The sequence below is a fragment of the Rhizobium sp. BK491 genome (assembly GCF_014194925.1).
Taxonomy (GTDB): domain Bacteria; phylum Pseudomonadota; class Alphaproteobacteria; order Rhizobiales; family Rhizobiaceae; genus Rhizobium.
The window spans coordinates 1,350,344-1,366,866 of the sequence record NZ_JACIAR010000001.1 but is presented as its reverse complement, the minus strand read 5'-3'; the positions used below and the strand labels follow the sequence as shown (position 1 = coordinate 1,366,866).

At 60.0% G+C, this 16,523-nt stretch carries 17 protein-coding genes and 1 pseudogene; 15 read left to right on the top strand and 3 right to left on the bottom strand.

What is annotated here, in order from left to right; all coding sequences use genetic code 11:
- Window positions 1-88: 88 nt before the first annotated feature.
- The 9 genes and pseudogenes from FHX05_RS06850 (at window position 89) to FHX05_RS06810 (ending at window position 10,057) form a co-directional block, all read left to right on the top strand.
- Complete coding sequence (locus FHX05_RS06850) at window positions 89-952, top strand: helix-turn-helix transcriptional regulator (RefSeq protein ID WP_183871058.1); 864 nt, start codon at window positions 89-91, stop codon at window positions 950-952.
- A gap of 71 nt (window positions 953-1,023) precedes the next feature.
- Window positions 1,024-1,343: pseudogene (locus FHX05_RS06845) on the top strand (ATPase); the annotation flags it as partial.
- Between the two features lie 469 nt (window positions 1,344-1,812).
- Window positions 1,813-4,422 carry a bifunctional lysylphosphatidylglycerol flippase/synthetase MprF gene (gene mprF / locus FHX05_RS06840; RefSeq protein WP_183871057.1) on the top strand — a complete coding sequence of 870 codons (2,610 nt, stop codon included), beginning with the start codon at window positions 1,813-1,815 and terminating at the stop codon, window positions 4,420-4,422.
- Window positions 4,419-5,816: an AcvB/VirJ family lysyl-phosphatidylglycerol hydrolase gene (locus FHX05_RS06835; RefSeq protein ID WP_112399329.1), complete on the top strand. Its 1,398-nt coding sequence runs from the start codon at window positions 4,419-4,421 to the stop codon at window positions 5,814-5,816. Before mprF ends, FHX05_RS06835 begins: the two co-directional genes overlap by 4 nt.
- Window positions 5,817-5,957: 141 nt before the next feature.
- Window positions 5,958-6,686: an HAD family hydrolase gene (locus FHX05_RS06830; RefSeq protein WP_246698852.1), complete on the top strand. Its 729-nt coding sequence runs from the start codon at window positions 5,958-5,960 to the stop codon at window positions 6,684-6,686.
- 105 nt (window positions 6,687-6,791) lie between these two features.
- Window positions 6,792-7,379 carry a 5-formyltetrahydrofolate cyclo-ligase gene (locus FHX05_RS06825; RefSeq protein ID WP_183871056.1) on the top strand — a complete coding sequence of 196 codons (588 nt, stop codon included), beginning with the start codon at window positions 6,792-6,794 and terminating at the stop codon, window positions 7,377-7,379.
- A 3-nt stretch (window positions 7,380-7,382) separates the two neighbouring features.
- Window positions 7,383-8,207 (top strand): YmdB family metallophosphoesterase, encoded by an 825-nt coding sequence (locus FHX05_RS06820; protein ID WP_183871055.1) that lies wholly within the window; start codon window positions 7,383-7,385, stop codon window positions 8,205-8,207.
- A 167-nt stretch (window positions 8,208-8,374) separates the two neighbouring features.
- Complete coding sequence (locus FHX05_RS06815; protein ID WP_246698875.1) at window positions 8,375-9,175, top strand: MBL fold metallo-hydrolase; 801 nt, start codon at window positions 8,375-8,377, stop codon at window positions 9,173-9,175.
- A 135-nt stretch (window positions 9,176-9,310) separates the two neighbouring features.
- Window positions 9,311-10,057 carry a YebC/PmpR family DNA-binding transcriptional regulator gene (locus FHX05_RS06810; protein WP_112410001.1) on the top strand — a complete coding sequence of 249 codons (747 nt, stop codon included), beginning with the start codon at window positions 9,311-9,313 and terminating at the stop codon, window positions 10,055-10,057.
- 54 nt (window positions 10,058-10,111) lie between these two features.
- Here FHX05_RS06810 and FHX05_RS06805 read toward each other — a convergent pair whose 3' ends face one another.
- Both FHX05_RS06805 and FHX05_RS06800 read right to left on the bottom strand, forming a co-directional pair.
- Window positions 10,112-10,915, bottom strand: a complete 804-nt coding sequence (locus tag FHX05_RS06805; protein ID WP_183871053.1) for an anti-sigma factor — start codon at window positions 10,913-10,915, stop codon at window positions 10,112-10,114.
- Complete coding sequence (locus FHX05_RS06800) at window positions 10,912-11,664, bottom strand: sigma-70 family RNA polymerase sigma factor (RefSeq protein ID WP_183871204.1); 753 nt, start codon at window positions 11,662-11,664, stop codon at window positions 10,912-10,914. The genes FHX05_RS06805 and FHX05_RS06800 overlap by 4 nt, the downstream gene beginning before the upstream one ends.
- Window positions 11,665-12,008: 344 nt before the next feature.
- Between FHX05_RS06800 and FHX05_RS06795 the strand changes: the two genes are divergently transcribed.
- From FHX05_RS06795 to FHX05_RS06785, 3 genes are all read left to right on the top strand, one after another.
- Entirely contained in the window at window positions 12,009-12,983 is a 975-nt protein-coding gene (locus FHX05_RS06795) for an MBL fold metallo-hydrolase (RefSeq protein ID WP_183871052.1), read from the top strand.
- A gap of 25 nt (window positions 12,984-13,008) precedes the next feature.
- Window positions 13,009-13,470, top strand: coding sequence for a tetratricopeptide repeat protein (locus FHX05_RS06790; protein WP_183871051.1), 462 nt, complete (start codon window positions 13,009-13,011; stop codon window positions 13,468-13,470).
- A 104-nt stretch (window positions 13,471-13,574) separates the two neighbouring features.
- Window positions 13,575-14,012, top strand: coding sequence for a DoxX family protein (locus tag FHX05_RS06785; protein WP_112609502.1), 438 nt, complete (start codon window positions 13,575-13,577; stop codon window positions 14,010-14,012).
- A 70-nt stretch (window positions 14,013-14,082) separates the two neighbouring features.
- Here FHX05_RS06785 and FHX05_RS06780 read toward each other — a convergent pair whose 3' ends face one another.
- Window positions 14,083-15,081 carry an LLM class flavin-dependent oxidoreductase gene (locus FHX05_RS06780; protein ID WP_183871050.1) on the bottom strand — a complete coding sequence of 333 codons (999 nt, stop codon included), beginning with the start codon at window positions 15,079-15,081 and terminating at the stop codon, window positions 14,083-14,085.
- A 189-nt stretch (window positions 15,082-15,270) separates the two neighbouring features.
- Between FHX05_RS06780 and ruvC the strand changes: the two genes are divergently transcribed.
- Genes ruvC through FHX05_RS06765 form a run of 3 tightly spaced genes read left to right on the top strand, consistent with a single transcriptional unit; the run spans window position 15,271 to window position 16,511 of the window.
- Entirely contained in the window at window positions 15,271-15,783 is a 513-nt protein-coding gene (ruvC, locus tag FHX05_RS06775) for a crossover junction endodeoxyribonuclease RuvC (RefSeq protein ID WP_112335061.1), read from the top strand.
- A gap of 60 nt (window positions 15,784-15,843) precedes the next feature.
- Complete coding sequence (locus tag FHX05_RS06770; RefSeq protein WP_112335060.1) at window positions 15,844-16,095, top strand: AbrB/MazE/SpoVT family DNA-binding domain-containing protein; 252 nt, start codon at window positions 15,844-15,846, stop codon at window positions 16,093-16,095.
- A gap of 2 nt (window positions 16,096-16,097) precedes the next feature.
- Window positions 16,098-16,511 carry a type II toxin-antitoxin system VapC family toxin gene (locus FHX05_RS06765; RefSeq protein ID WP_183871049.1) on the top strand — a complete coding sequence of 138 codons (414 nt, stop codon included), beginning with the start codon at window positions 16,098-16,100 and terminating at the stop codon, window positions 16,509-16,511.
- Window positions 16,512-16,523 lie beyond the last annotated feature (12 nt).

Here is a 16,523-nt window from a genome sequence, read left to right as displayed (position 1 = left end):
TCGTTGTCTGCATGATGATATGTGGCAGCTTACAGACGCGGCAAACAGTTCTGACTTTATCCTAGTATTGATCCTGCTATGATAGGGCATGACCATCAACCAGAGCCAGACCATTCTCGAAGCCAGACGTCGCGAGTTCGGCGCCTTTCTGCGCTCCCGCCGGGAAAAGCTGACGCCCGGCAGCGTCGGGCTTCCGGAAGGGTTCCGGCGGCGCACGCCGGGGCTCAGGCGCGAGGAAGTGGCGCTGCTCGCCGGTGTCGGCACCACCTGGTACACTTGGCTGGAACAGGGGCGGGACGTTCGTCCCTCCGCAGAGGTTCTATCGGCGCTGGCCGACGCGCTGCGGCTCGATCCGGTCGAGCGGCGGCATCTCTTTACACTGAGTGATCGGCCATCTGTTGACACCCCGTCGCGCGGGCCTGAGGAAGTGCCGGATGCGCTAATGCGCATGCTTGCAAGCCTTGCCGGTCAGCCGGCCTATGTTCTCGGCCGCCGCTGGGATGTGCTGGCCTGGAATGCCGCGGCTGTTGCAGTTTTCGGTGATTATGCCCTGCTGCAGGGGGACGCGCGCAACAGCGTCCATCGGGTGTTTACGGACCCCTCCCACCGGCAGCTTCTTGTCGATTGGGAGATCGTGGCGGCGAATTCGCTGGCGATGTTTCGCGTCGACAGTGCCCGTTACGCCGGCGATCCTGATTTCGAACGGCTGATCGCTGCCTTGATGCAGGCGAGCCCCGAATTTCGCGCCTGGTGGCCGAGGCAGGATGTGCTGCGGCCGCTGACGGGTCACAAGCGTCTGCGCCATCCGGAAGGCGGCGTGATGACATTCGAATATACCGCGCTTGCCGTCATGGACCGTGCCGACATGAAGCTGGTCGTTTATACACCGCTCGAAGAGGACGGGACGAGCGACAGGCTGAAACGTCTGTTGGGCCGCGCCAGCGCAGCGTAATCCGGCTTTCTCCGAACCCAACCGTCTATTTTAGCTCTCTAGATCGTTCTTCAGCTGATCGAGGATGGAGCGGCGCGAGCGCGCCCCTGGTGGCGGGACCGCCATCTGGTGGAAGAACGCCCCCGTCGAGGTCAATGAGGTGGAGGCCAACAAGCGCATCGTCTTTCACTGGGACGGCGGCATCGGCGAGGATGGCGGCACGCTTGTCATCATCGAAGAAAGCGGCTGGCGCGAGGACGAGGCCGGCCGTCGCGGCACCTATCTGAACTGCGAGGGCTGGACGCAGATGCTTTGCTGCATGAAAGCCTTCGTCGAATACGGGATCAATCTGCGCGAAGGGTTCTTTCTCAGCGAGATGCGCGGCGAGCCGGCGGAGGCGCCGGATCGCTGAGCTCCGGCAAACCCGTATCGCCGGTCACTATCGTCTCGATCCCTTTCCTGGCTGTCGGTCAGTGGCCCGGTGCCGATTTCGACGCCGGGCCTATCTGTTTCCGGATTCTGCTACCGGGGAGAGCGGTTGATGCCGTGCGATGGATATCCATCTCACGTTGTAGTAGGCTTCGGACAATCGGAAGAAGGGCGGTATTGGCGGTGGGGGCGCTCAGGATGGGATGGGAATATCACTTTTGTGTGTGGATAAGCCCAAAAGCCGGGTGAATGACAAAATCCTTTAAATAATAAGAGATTCATTGCTGGCGGGACGGGGCCTGCGCCAAAATTGCCTAAATTCAGAACGATGGAGCGCGCGTCACAATGGGCTTGTCGAAAGAAGTGTATACGGCAACTCGAAGACGCGTCGTCGATGTTATTGAATATCCGGACAGTCGGAACCGGCGAAGATCACTATAAACAGGTAGAGCATGTCGAGCCCAATCGATCTGGAAAATGCCGATGAGGAATTGGAAGAGCGTGGCGGCATCGTCGGTCTGTTGAACCGCTATCGCGCGCTGATTGTCGCCGTTCTCACAGTCGCCGTCTTCTGCATCGCCGCCTATGCGATCTACGACCTGACGACCGAGGTGCGCTATGACGACGTCGTCCACGCCCTGACGACGACGAAGATCTCCTCGGTGCTGCTGGCACTGCTGTTTACCGGTCTAAGCTTCGCCTCCCTGATCTTCTATGACCAGAATGCGCTGGAATATATCGGCAAGCGGCTGCCGTTTCCGCATGTCGCGCTGACCTCCTTCAGCGCCTATGCGGTCGGCAATACCGCCGGCTTCGGTGCGCTCAGCGCCGGCGCGATCCGTTACCGCGCATATACCCGGCTCGGGCTGTCGCCTGACGACATCACCCGCGTCATCGCTTTCGTTACGCTCGCCTTCGGTCTGGGTCTGGCGTCTGTCGGCGCCATGGCACTTCTGGTCATCGCCGACGAGATCGGTCCGCTGATCAGCGTCGATGGCTTGTGGCTGCGGCTGATCGCTATCGCCATTCTCGCGGCGCTTGCTTTCGTAGTCTATGCCGGCCGCAATGGCCGCGAAGTGCGTATCGGCCCGGTTGCCGTGCGTCTGCCGGATTCGCGCACCTGGTCGCGGCAGTTTCTGGTCACTGCATTCGATATCGCAGCCTCGGCCTCCGTGCTCTATGTGCTGTTGCCGGAAACCTCCATCGGATGGCCGGGCTTCTTCGCGATTTACGCGATCGCCGTCGGGCTTGGCGTGCTCAGCCACGTTCCGGCCGGCTTCGGCGTGTTCGAGACGATCATCATCGCCTGGCTCGGCAGTTCCGTGAATGAAGATGCCGTTCTGAGCTCTCTGGTCCTCTATCGCGTCATCTACAATGTCATTCCGCTCGTCATCGCCATTGCCGCGATCTCGGTCGCGGAGCTGCGCCGTTTCGTCGATCATCCGGTGGCTTCGAGCATGCGCCGCATCGGCGCACGCCTGATGCCGCAGCTATTGTCGGCTTTTGCGCTGCTGCTTGGCATGATGCTGGTCTTTTCGAGCGTGACGCCGACGCCGGATCATAACCTGATCGTGCTATCGGACTATCTGCCGCTGTCCTTGGTCGAAAGCGCCCATTTCCTCTCAAGCCTTCTGGGGCTGGCGATCATCGTGGCCGCGCGCGGCTTGAGCCAGCGTCTCGACGGGGCCTGGTGGGTTTCGACCTTCTCCGCGCTGTTCGCCCTGTTCTTCTCGCTGCTGAAGGCCATCGCCATCGTCGAAGCCGGTCTGCTGGCCTTCTTCGTCTTTAGCCTTGTCGTCAGCCGTCGCCTGTTCAAGCGACCGGCCTCGCTGCTTAACCAGACGCTGACGGCCGGTTGGCTCACGGCCATCGCGGTCGTCTGCATCGGCGCCATCGTCGTGCTGTTCTTCGTCTATCGCGATGTCGGATACAGCAACGAGCTTTGGTGGCAGTTCGAATTTGCCGATGAGGCGCCGCGCGGGCTTCGTGCGGCGCTCGGCATTTCCATCGTGTCCTCGGCGATCGCGATCTTCAGCCTGTTGCGTCCGGCAACGAAGCGGCCGGAGCCTGTCAGCGACGATGCGGTGGCGCGCGCCGTGGAAATCGTGCGCAAGCAGGGCGTTGCCGATGCCAATCTGGTACGCATGGGCGACAAGAGCATCATGTTCTCGGAAAAAGGCGATGCCTTCATCATGTATGGCAAGCAGGGTCGCTCATGGATCGCCCTGTTCGATCCGGTCGGCCCGCGCCAGGCGCTGCCCGATCTGATTTGGCGCTTCGTCGAGACGGCGCGCGCTGCCGGTTGCCGCTCGGTCTTCTACCAGATCTCGCCGGCGCTTCTCTCCTACTGCGCCGATGCAGGCCTGCGGGCATTCAAGCTCGGCGAGCTTGCCGTGGTCAATCTTGCCAATTTCGAGCTCAAGGGCGGCAAATGGGCCAATCTCAGGCAGACGGCGAGCCGCGCGGTGCGCGATGGACTAGAATTTGCCGTTATCGAACCTCAAGATATACCCGATGTGCTGGATCAGCTCGCGCATGTCTCCGATACATGGCTTGCCGATCACAATGCCAAGGAAAAGAGTTTCTCGCTCGGCGCGTTCGATCCGGATTATGTCTGCTCGCAGCCGGTCGGCGTGTTGAAAAAGGATGGTAAGATCGTCGCTTTTGCGAATATTCTGATGACGGAGACCAAGGAGGAGGGATCCGTCGACCTGATGCGTTTTTCCCCTGATGCCCCGAAGGGTTCGATGGATTTTCTGTTCGTGCAGATCCTCGAATACCTCAAGGGTGAGGGATTTCAGCGTTTCAACCTTGGCATGGCGCCGCTGTCGGGCATGTCGAGACGGGAATCGGCGCCGGTTTGGGACAGGGTCGGGGGAACTGTCTTCGAGCACGGCGAGCGCTTCTACAATTTCAAAGGGCTTCGTGCCTTCAAATCAAAATTCCATCCCGAATGGCAGCCGCGCTACCTGGCTGTTTCGGGAGGGGTTAGTCCAATGATCGCGTTGATGGATGCCACATTCCTCATCGGGGGCGGACTTAAGGGGGTCGTGAGGAAATGATCTTGAAATACGCAATGTCATTGGCTTTCGCATGCGTGCTGTCGACGGGCCTGCTGATGTCGGGCCAAGCACGGGCTGAAGCCGACGATACAAAATATGATCTGGGCATGATCCCGGCGCCGCATATCATGCGACCGCACGGCAAGGTTTCGAACGAAGTTGTCCTAATTTCCGATCTCGCCGGCTGGGGCGACAAGGAGAAGGCTGTTGCCGACAAGCTCGTCGCCAATGGCTCGCTCGTCATCGGCATCGACTATCCGTCCTTTCTGGCCGCGCTCAACAATTATGACGTCAGCAAGAATGACGGCTGCATCTATATCGTCTCGGATCTGGAATCGCTCAGCCAGCAGGTGCAGCGCTCCTTTGCCGACAGCACCTATCAATTGCCTGTTATCGCCGGTGTCGGCGCCGGTGGCGCCATGGCGCTGACGATCGCGGCCCAGACCCCGGATGCGACCGTTGCCGGTACGCTGGCGGTCGACCCGACTGCCGGTATCGGCCTGAAGCAGGAACTCTGCACGCCGGCCGAGAAGAAGACTGACGGCGATATGGTGTCCTTCGGTCTGCAGGAAGGCGCGCTGCCCAATCCTATTCTCGTGACCTTCACGGCGAATGCGCCGAAGGATGGCCGCGACCACGTTGCAGACATCCAGAAGGACCACCCCGAAGTCCAGACTACGGATTCCGACAATGCCGATACCTATGCGACGCTGGAGGCTTCGCTCGCCGATCTGATGAAGACGATCGACAGCTCGAAGTCGCCGCTTGGATTGCCCCTTGACATCATGGAGACGACGCCGACGGAGGACACGCTCGCAATCGTCTATTCGGGTGATGGTGGCTGGCGCGACATCGACAAGGAAGTCGGCAGCTACCTGCAGGACCAGGGAATCCCGGTCGTGGGCGTCGATACACTGCATTATTTCTGGACCGAGAAGGATCCACAGCAGACGGCCAACGATCTCGGCCGGATCATCGACTTCTACACCAAGCGCTTCAAGGTCAAGCATGTGGTGCTGGTCGGTTATTCCTTTGGCGCCGATGTGCTGCCGGCGAGCTATAATCGCCTGCCTCAGGCCGAAAAGGACAAAATCGTCCAGATGTCGCTGCTATCCCTGTCGCAGAAGGTCGATTATGTGATTTCGGTCATGGGCTGGCTCGGGGCTTCGAGCGCGGGCAAGGGCGGCGATCCCGTCAACGACCTCAAATCGATCAATCCAAAGATGGTGCAATGCGTCTACGGCAAGGACGATGACGAGGATGTCGCCTGCCCGCTGCTGAAGGGCACGGGTGCGGAAGTCATCGCCATGGATGGCGGCCATCATTTCGATGACGATTACGAAGCCCTGGCGAACCACATCATCAACGGTCTGAAGAGCCGCCTCGGCGAATAATGGTCATGGCGCGCGGCACGTCTTGCTGTCGCGCGCCCTTTCTCGCCTTTCTCCACGGTCTCCTGCCGACTTTTCCTGCGCGTTCGGCGCAGCATTTATTTGCTTCTTTCGACGGCTGCCGTTAGTCGGGAAGGGCATATCATGAGCGCTGCGTTTGCCGCAGCCGCTCACCGTCTTATCCAGAAAGGTCCGCCCTTGTCCGCCGCATCGAATTCCGCCTTCGCAAAGACCTATTCCGGCTTCCTATTCGATATGGACGGCACGATCATTAATTCGATTGCTGCTGCAGAACGCGTCTGGGGCAATTGGGCACGCGCCCAGGGTCTTGATGTCGAGAAGTTCATGCCAACCATGCATGGCAAGCGCGGTGTCGATACGATCGGTCAGTTGAAGCTGCCTGGCGTCGATCCGGTCGCGGAGGCGCTGAAGATCACCGAGGCCGAGATTGCCGATGTCGAGGGTGTGATCGCGCTGCCGGGCGCCGTCGATTTCCTTGCATCGCTGCCGCCGGAGCGCTGGGCGATCGTCACCTCGTCGCCCTATCGGCTGGCGCTGGCGCGGCTGGATGCCGCCGGGATCCCGGTTCCGCGCTTCATGGTCACCGCCGAAGACGTGAAGGTCGGTAAGCCCGATCCGCAAGGTTACATCCTCGGGGCGCAACGCCTCGGCCTCAGCCCGTCGGAATGCCTGGTGTTTGAAGACGTCTTGGCCGGTGTCAAGGCGGGCGAGGCGGCTGGTGCGGATGTGGTGGTCATCACGGCGACGCACTCGCATCCGATCGAGACCAATCATACGACGCTGCAGAATTATGAAAATGTTCGCGCCCATGTGGATGGCAACGGAAAATTGTCGATCATCCGCAAAGGCTGATGCAGCCCACTCCTTTCTGCGACCACGGCATGTCGCTTTCGCGCTTTGCAATGGGCTGCCGGCTCATTATGTTTTTGCGATAATATAAACTTTCGCGAAGATCCAATGACTCCCAAAGAGCTGAAAGCCCGATATCGCAACGAGCGCCTGGCGGCACGGGACGCCATTCCGGCTGAGGACCGTATTGAAAAGGGCCTGGCCATGGTGGTGCATGGTGGCGACGCCATCGATATCAGGCCGGGAGATATCGTCTCCGGCTTCCTGCCGATCCGTTCGGAAGTGGATATAAGGCCATTGATGGCGCGTCTGCGGGAGCGGGGGGCGCGGCTCTGTGTGCCTGTTATTCTTGATCGCAGCACGATCGTCTTCCGGGAGCTTGTCGCCGGGGTGCCATTGGTTCCGGTTGGATTCGGGACTTCCGGTCCGGGACCTGAAGCGGCGGTGCTGGACCCGGATATCATGCTCGTGCCGCTTTCGGCCTTCGACAGAAGCGGCCATCGCATCGGCTATGGCGCCGGTCATTACGACCGTGCGATCGAACGCCTGCATCAAAAAGGGTTGGATCCGCGGCTGATCGGCATTGCATTCGATTGCCAAGAAGTGCCATCAGTACCCGCAGAGCCGCATGATGTCCGTCTTGACGCGATTTTGACCGAGAGCGGACTCAATTTCGTTTCGGAAGTGATTGGATAGCGAATGCGGCTGCTTTTTCTGGGAGATATGGTCGGCAAGACAGGACGGACCGCGGTGTGGGACCGCCTGCCGGGCCTCGTATCCGACCTGAAGCTCGATTTCGTCATCGTCAATGGCGAGAATGCTGCCGGCGGCTTCGGCATCACCGAGGACATCTTCCTTGAGACGATCGATGCCGGCGCTGACGTCGTGACGACGGGCAACCATGTCTGGGACCAGAAGGAAGCCGTCGTTTTCTGCGAGCGTCACGACCAGTTTCTGCGCCCTGCCAACTATCCGGCCGGCACGCCCGGCCGCGGTTCCGGCCTCTACTATGCCCGCAACGGCGCCCGCGTGCTCGTTGCCAACATCATGGGCCGCGTCTTCATGCATCCGGAGCTCGACGATCCCTTCAAGTCGGCGGAAGCCATCCTCGATGCATGCCCGCTGAAAGAGCAGGCGGATGCCATCGTCTTCGACTTCCACGCGGAGGCGACGAGCGAAAAGCAGTGTTTCGGTCACTTCGTCGATGGCCGCGCGAGCTTCGTCATTGGCACGCATACGCATGTGCCGACTGCGGATGCACAGATCCTGAATGGTGGCACCGCCTATATGTCGGATGCTGGCATGTGCGGCGATTACGATTCCTCGCTCGGCATGGAAAAGGAAGAGCCGCTCAACCGCTTCATCTCGAAGATGCCGAAGGGGCGTTTCGAGGCGGCTTCGGGGCCAGCCACCATCTGCGGCGTTGGCGTCGAGATTTCCGACGCGACGGGATTGGCTGAGAAGATCGCACCGCTCCGGCTTGGACCGCGGCTTGCGGAGACCATTCCTGACTTCTGGCGCTGATCGCTGCCTGGTAATTCAGCATCACCATAAGATGACGCGATTGTGAGCAATCCTGTCTTATTGCCGCTGGACCCGTTTCCGGTCATGCCGCATCCTTCGGCCACTATCTGGCTTGAGGGGATGGCATGTTACAGCGATTTCCTGTCCTTGCTGCGTTTTTCCTGGCGATGATTTTTTGGTGGACCGCGGCTGACGCCCAGCAAAAGCCCTCTCGTCCGCAACCCAGCCAATGCCAGGCGATCGCGCAATCTCTTCCGAAAGCAACTTTCGCCAGCTTTTCTCCTCCCCGTCCGACGCTTGCCGATGACCCAATCAATGGCGACGTGAAGATTACCTTCCTCGGCCACGCCACGCTTTTCATCGAAACGCCGGGCGGCGTTTCGATCGCCACGGATTATAGCGGTGCCTATCCGCCGCCCTATACGCCCGAGGTCGTCACGATGAACAAGGCGCATCCGAGCCACTACACGCTGACGCCGGACCCGGCGATCAAATATGTGCTGCATGGATGGAGCGATGTGCCTGGAGAGCCGGCAAAGATCCGCATGACCGTCGGTGATACGTTGATCCGCAATGTCGTCACCGATATTCGCTCCTGGGGCGGCGGCATCGAAGCCAACGGCAATTCGATCTTCATCTTCGAGGTGGCGGGCCTTTGCATTGGACATCTGGGCCATTTGCATTTCGAGCTCACCGACCAGCAATATGCCGAGATCGGCCGTCTCGATGTCGTGATGGTGCCGGTCGACGGCGGTCTGACCATGGGGGCCGACAGCATGAGCCGCGTGGTGAAAAGGCTGCGCTCATCGCTGATCCTGCCCATGCATCGCTGGGGTCCGCCGGTCGATCAGTTTCTCGCCCTGTTCGGCCCCGACTTCGATATTGCCTATGCACCGACGCCGAGCGTCACGGTGTCGGTGAAGACCTTGCCGCGCAAGCCGCTGATCTATGTGCTCAAGGGGCTGTGACCATCGCGATCACCTTTGAGACCTTCTCGATCGCGACCGCTCTTCATCCCCATTATCCGGCTTTTTACTTGAATGAGGGCCGCTTCGCTCTTATAAGGCAGCCCATTCCCAACAAAAGACGTGAACAGGGGTGCCATGGCTGGCCATTCACAGTTTAAAAACATCATGCACCGCAAGGGTCGTCAGGACTCTGTGCGCTCGAAAATGTTCTCGAAGCTGGCGCGCGAAATTACGGTCGCTGCCAAATCGGGCCTGCCCGACCCGACCATGAACGCGAGCCTGCGTCTGGCGATCCAGAACGCCAAGGCCCAGTCGATGCCGAAGGACAATATCGACCGTGCCATCAAGAAGGCTTCCGGTGCCGATACCGAGAATTACGACGCGATCCGTTACGAGGGCTACGGTCCGGGCGGTACGGCGATCATCGTCGAAGCGCTGACCGACAACCGCAACCGCACAGCATCCAACGTTCGCTCGATCTTCACGAAGGCCGGCGGTGCGCTTGGCGAAACCGGTTCGGTGTCCTTCTCCTTCGATCACGTCGGCGAAATCACCTACAAGCCGACCGCCGGCGATGCCGACAAGGTCATGGAAGCGGCGATCGAGGCAGGCGCCGATGATGTCGAAAGCGATGAAGAGGGCCATGTCATCATCTGCGCCTTCGAATCCCTCGGCGAAGTCGCCAAGGCGCTCGAAGCGACGCTCGGCGAAGCCGAAACCGTGAAGGCGATCTGGCGCGCGCAGAACAACGTGCCGGTCGACGAAGAAAAGGCCCAGTCGCTGATGAAGCTCATCGAAAACCTTGAAGACGATGACGACGTTCAGAACGTCTATTCGAACTTCGAAGTTTCGGACGAAGTTATGGCCAAGCTCTCGGCCTGATCCCTTCTGATCATTCAGAAAAGCCGGCTGCAGCGATGCGGCCGGCTTTTTGCGTTATGGGGCTGTCGCGCGGATAAAATCATCGCGGAAGGTGGTGAGATCCGGTGCGGCGACATCGGAGACAGCCCAAAAGACCAGCCCGTCGGCATGCCATTCGACGAAATTATAGCCCTCCTTCTCGGCATTGGTTTTGGCTCCCGCAGCGCCCGGCCAGATGAAGAGATTGATGACATGACCATGCCGGCGATAGATCAGCGCCGCCACCACCCGACCATCGAGATAATCCACCCTGCCGCCGACGAGAGGGAAGCCCTGTGCTGCCAGATCGACTACGGGCGGGGAGAAATCAATCTTGCCGTTGAACCATGGTTTGACCGTGTGCTGGTCTGATGTCAGCACGTCGGTCAGATGGTCGGCGAGCATCGAGCGCACATGGCTTGCGAGAAGCTGATCCTCGATCGTCTGGCTCTGCTGCGGCACGTTCAGTACCAGCATGAGGCTTGCCGCAAGGACGGCAAGCGACGGCACGAAACTCCATTCGCGGACCAATCGCCACACGTGCTGCCACGGGCTCTCCGTTTGGCTCGCGGCCGTGGTTGCGCGCCTCATCACGGATTGCTCCAGCGTCAGTGCCGCCTGCACGCGGGCATGGACGGTATCAGGCGCCTGCCATTTGACGCCCTCGCGTGCGGAAAGACGCTTGACCATCAGAGCATTCTCCATCTCGTCGGCGCAGTCCCGGCAAGTCGCCAGATGCGCCTCGAAACGCGCCGCGTTGGTTGCGTCCAGTTCGCCGTCGATGAAGCCGTGCAGCAGGTCGTTCCATTCACCGTGACCATCGTGTCTCCCGCCGCTCATCGTGCCGTCCCTTTTCCTTCGAGGCTGCGCCAGACTTCGCCAAAATCACGGCGGGCGCGGGCAAGGCGCGACATGACGGTGCCGATCGGCGCATCGATGATCTCGGCGATTTCCCTGTAGGAGAGATCCTCGAGTTCGCGCAGGACCAGGACCTCGCGCATGGCATCGGGCAGCCTGTTGATGACCTCGCGCACGCGCTGCGTTTCCGACTTGCGGATGAAGGCCGCCTCGGGCGTATCCTCCTCTGAGGTGGGGTCGAGGGAGGGCGAGCTTTCCTCCGAATCCCTTTCGTCCGTCATCGGCTGCTCGTAACGCGTCTTGCGCCGGCCCTCCCGCAGCCAGGCATGGTAGCAATTGCGGACGATGGTGAAGGTCCAGGCGCGGGCGTCGCCATCGCGAAAGCCGCCGAAGCCACGATAGGCGCGAAGATATGCCTCCTGCACGATATCCTGCGCGGCATCGGCATCCCGACTCAGGAACCGCGCGAAATTATAGGCGGCGTCCAGATGCGGGATGATGGTGCGCTGAAAGCGGCGCATAGCCTCGTCGGGGGAGGCGGTCGCACGCTGTGCAGGCATTTCATGCGACGATGAGTCTGCCGTAGTCGTGAGGACAATGTGCCCGCTCGGCTTCAGTGCCGCAAGGAAAGCGCGCAGGCAGTTTGGAAACCAACCCGACCTGCCAACCGCGGCATCTTGCGATGGGCGCAAGCTCCATATCGGGAACTCGCCGAGCGTCATCGAAGTCATAAATTGGGCGTCTGTCATCATGATCCCCGCAAAACGCCGATACCGACTGTAAGCCTCGGATACGGTGCTTGCAATGTTGCCTGCGATACTAGATCGCGCCCGCGCGGGTTTTATTCCCGATCGAAAGCAAAAAATCGCAGATGCCGAATGCGGAGGCCCGCCATTCTGCCGCTCCAATCCAGTCTCATGAAAAATAACCTCATACATTTCAACGGTTTGTGAGAATTTTTCGCGCGATTGGGAATAAGCGCTCATTGCTATCGATCTTCTTCCTCAGTGGACGGCCGCGATTGCTTGCGAGCTCCACCTGGCCCGAAAAGCCATAACCCTGAGGAGATATTGCGATGTTTGATATGACCCGCCGCGCCGTGCTCGGCACAGCCGCAGCTGCGGCAGCCTTCGGGCTGTCGTCGAAGCTCGAATTCATCCCGCAAGCCTTTGCCGCCACCCCGCTTGAGCCGACGGTCGGCTTCTACAAATACAAGGTCGGCTCGATCGAGGTCACGGCCATCTATGACGGCATCTGGCGCAAACCGCATGATCCGGCCTTTATCAAGAATGCTTCCGTCGAAGACACCAAGGAAGCGCTCTCCAAGGCCGGCCTTACCACAGACTTCATGCCCATTCCGCTGACCGTCGTCGTTCTCGATATCGGCGGGCGCAAGATCATGATGGATGCCGGCTCCGGTGTCGGGCAATGGCAGACCAATGCCACGCATCTGCCGGCCAACATGGCTGCCGCCGGCATCGACTACAAGAAGATCGATACGATCATGATCTCGCATTTCCATCCCGACCACGTCTGGGGCCTGATGGAAAAGGGAACGAACGCGGCGGTCTTTCCTAATGCCGAGCTGATCGTCAACGCCGCCGAATACAACTGGTGGACCGATCCCGGCCGCGTCGACAAGCTGGCGCAGGGCCGCAAGGAAGCCGGCCGGCGCATCGCCTCCGTCTTCCCGACGTGGAAGAACTGGAAGCTGGTCGAGGACAATGCCGAAGTAGCGCCCGGCGTGCACATGCTTGCCGCATACGGTCATACGCCGGGCCACTCGGTCTTCCTCATCGATGGCGGCAGCGAGCAGCTGATGGTCTCGGCCGACATCATGTATGTGCCGGCACTGCTGGCGCCTCATCCCGAATGGGAAGGTGCCTACGACCAGGATGGCCCGATGGCCGTCGCCACCCGCCGCAGGCTGATCGATCGCGTCATTGCCGACAAGATCAGGATTTGCGGCTCGCATTTCCCGTTCCCGGGCTCCGGCACCTTCGTCAAGGACGGCAATGCCTACGGATTCACCCCCACCATCCAGGCCTGAGCGGCCAAAAACAGGAGCAATTACCATGTTCAGACATGTCATTTTCGGGATTGCAGGCCTCTGCGTCGTCGCCATCCTTCCGGCCGCAACGGCAGGCATTGCCTTTGCCGTCGACAATATGGAATCGACCGATGCGCCGGACCTGACCTCCGTGCGTACCAAGATCGATGCGAAGGACTATGCCGGCGCACTCACCGAGCTTCGCGATATCGCCGAGGAGCACCAGCAGGCCGATGTCTACAATCTGATGGGCTTCACCCTGCGCAAGACCGGCGACTTCAAGACGTCGCTCACTTACTACACCAAGGCCCTGGAACTGCAGCCGGATCACAAGGGCGCGCACGAATATCTCGGCGAGCTCTATGTCGAAACCGACGATATGCCCAAGGCCCGCGAACAGCTGGCAGTACTCACCAAGCTCTGCCCGGCGGGATGCGAGGAGCTTGAGGACCTGACCAAGGCAATCGCCGCCAAGGCCAGCAACTGAGCCCGATCTCCATCGTTCCGGCGGCATTTCACTCGGTCATGTCGAGGGGATGCCGCCGGACAGGACCGGAAGCCGCACGAATATCGACAGGAAGGAGAAAGGCCATGGAATTCGAAGAGGAGAGTGCCGTTCTTGTGAATATGGCCGACATGGCATTGCTGTTCGGCCGCCTGCTGCTATCGCTGCTCTTTCTGGAAGAAGGCATCGAACTTGCCAGCAATCTCGACACCGCATTGGAGGCCATGGCGAGGCTTGGCGTCACTGCCCCTATCGCCATTGCCACCATCGTGCTGCAGCTTGGCGCCGGCCTCGCCATCGCACTCGGGCTTATGACGCGCCTTGCGGCATTTGGCCTTGGCCTATTCTGTGTGCTGACGGCGCTACTTTTTCACACCAACTTCGCCAGCCATAATGAGTTGCTGCATTTCGAAAAGGATCTGGCGATCGCGGGCGGTATGTTCGCGCTGATCGTCGCCGGCGCCGGCAAGCTGTCGCTCGACATGCTCATCCGGCGTCATTGGAAGACGAGGCTCGTGGCTTGAGCCCGCCGATCGCCCGGTGAGCCGTATATGCTGGATCGGCTCACCGGATTAGACCGTTCGCTTTCGAAGGTCAGGAGACCTTCTTGAAGCTTGGAAGCGTCGCGAAGAGTTCCACCGACTTCAGGCGTGCCTCGATATCGTGAATCGGCATCGATATGATGACTTCATCGGCTTCCGTATCCTTGATGAATTGCGAAAGCTTCGCCTCCGCCGTTGCCGGCGAGCCGACCACGGCATAGCGCAGCGTATTTTCCACGTTCAGTTTTTCCATTGGCGTCCAGAACTCATCCATGTCACGGCGCGGGCGCGGGAAGGGGCCGCGCACGTTGCGGCGGAGATTGACGAATTGCTGCTGCGCGGAGGTGAAGTGATACTGCGCTTCCTCATCCGTCTCCGCCACCGCTCCCATGGCGCCGACCATGACATAGGGCTTGTCGAGCGTGGCCGAAGGCGTGAAGCGCTCGCGATAGATGGCGATGGCATCCATCAAGGCTTCCGGGGCGAAATGCGAAGCGAAAGCATAGGGCAAGCCCAGCATAGCTGCGAGGTGGGCGCTGTAGAGGCTGGAGCCGAGCAGCCAGATAGGTATATTGGCGCCATGGCCGGGAACGGCGAGGATGATCTGATTGTCGTCCGCGGGGCTGAAGAGGTGCTGCAGTTCGACGATATCCTGAGGAAAGCTCTGCGCGCCGGCATCTATATTTCGCCGCAGGGCCTGCGCCGTGCGCATGTCGGTGCCCGGGGCGCGGCCGAGGCCGAGATCGACGCGGCCGGGAAACAGCGCTTCCAGCGTGCCGAACTGTTCGGCAATCACGAGCGGTGAATGGTTCGGCAGCATGACGCCGCCCGAACCGATGCGGATGCGCGAGGTTGCCGCGCCGACATGGCCGATGACGACCGATGTCGCGGCGCTGGCAACACCCGGCATGCCGTGATGCTCGGCAAGCCAGAATCGGTTATAGCCCAGCTCTTCCGCCTTCTGCGCCATGCGCTTCGAGCCGTCGAAGGATTGGCTGATGGTGCTGCCTTCGGCAACGGGCGAAAGATCGAGGATGGAAAAGGGGACCATGGCAAGAAACCTGCGTGGTGGAAGGGAGGGTCGCTTGCACATGTAGGAGCGCTGTCCGCCTATTCCAAACCCATCGCCGCAATTTCGTCACGATGTTTTCAGCGCGGCTTTGGCGATCCAATCAGACGCTTGTTTTTGTTTTGTTCACATTTTGCTGGCACATGTCGAGCCTGAAAGATAGGTTGGCTTATGCAGAATACGATTCGCATCATCGGCATCGATCCGGGCCTGCGCCGCACCGGCTGGGGTATCATCGATACGCTTGGCAATTCCCTGCGCTTCGTGGCGTCGGGGACCGTGACCTCGGACGGCGACATGGATCTCGCATCCCGCCTTTGCCAGCTGCATGACGGACTTGCCGAGGTTGTTCACAGCTATCAGCCCAATGAGGCCGCCGTCGAACAGACCTTCGTCAACAAGGATGCGGTGGCAACCTTGAAGCTCGGTCAGGCGCGCGGCGTCGTCATGCTGGTTCCGGCGCGCGCTGGCCTGCCTGTCTCGGAATATGCGCCGAATGCGGTCAAGAAGGCCGTCATCGGCGTCGGCCACGGCGAGAAGCAGCAGATTCACATGATGCTGAAGATCCTGATGCCCAAGGTCGAGTTCAAGGGCAATGACGCGGCCGATGCGCTCGCTATCGCCGTCTGTCACGCCCATAACCGCGGCGCCAGCCGGCTGCGGCAGGCAGCGCTGGCCGGATAGTTTGTTCTTGACTTGTTCTTATGGTAATGATAATTCTTACTTTAAGTTTGGAGAGTAAGAATGCGTGTGACATCCAAAGGGCAGGTGACCATCCCCCGCGACTTGCGCGAGTTGGCTGGCATAGAGCTCAATAGCGAAGTCATATTTTCCGTCGAGGATGGAAAGCTGGTTGTTTCGCCCAAGAACGGTAAGCGGGACATCGAGGATCGGCAGCGGCTCGATCGGTTTATGGCTACCCTCAAGCGGTTGGAAGGCACCGGCGATCAGGAGATCGATGCCGAAGCACTGATGTCGATGACTCGTGACCGGTAATCATGGTCACTATCGTCGATACGAATGTGTTGGTTGATTTGGCCATCCCTGGTTCAGTTTGGCATGGTTGGTCCAGCGCGCAGGTTCTTTCCGCTTTCAAGCGAGGAGCAGTCATTATCAACCCCATCATCTATGCGGAATTCTCGGTGCGATACAGCAGTATGGATCAAGTGGACGAACTGCTGCCGCAAAGCGAATTCCGCCGTGAAAGCCTGCCGTGGTCAGCGGCATTTGCCGCAGCGGCGGCTTTCAGGATTTATCGTCAGGCTGGCGGTGGGAGAGAACGCATTCTTCCTGATTTTATGATCGGCGCACACGCTGCGGTGCGTGGCTATTCCATATTAACACGAGATCCCAAGGGCTATCGCTCCTACTTTCCCTCGCTCGACCTCATCACCCCAGAAACCCATCCCTGACGGACATCATCC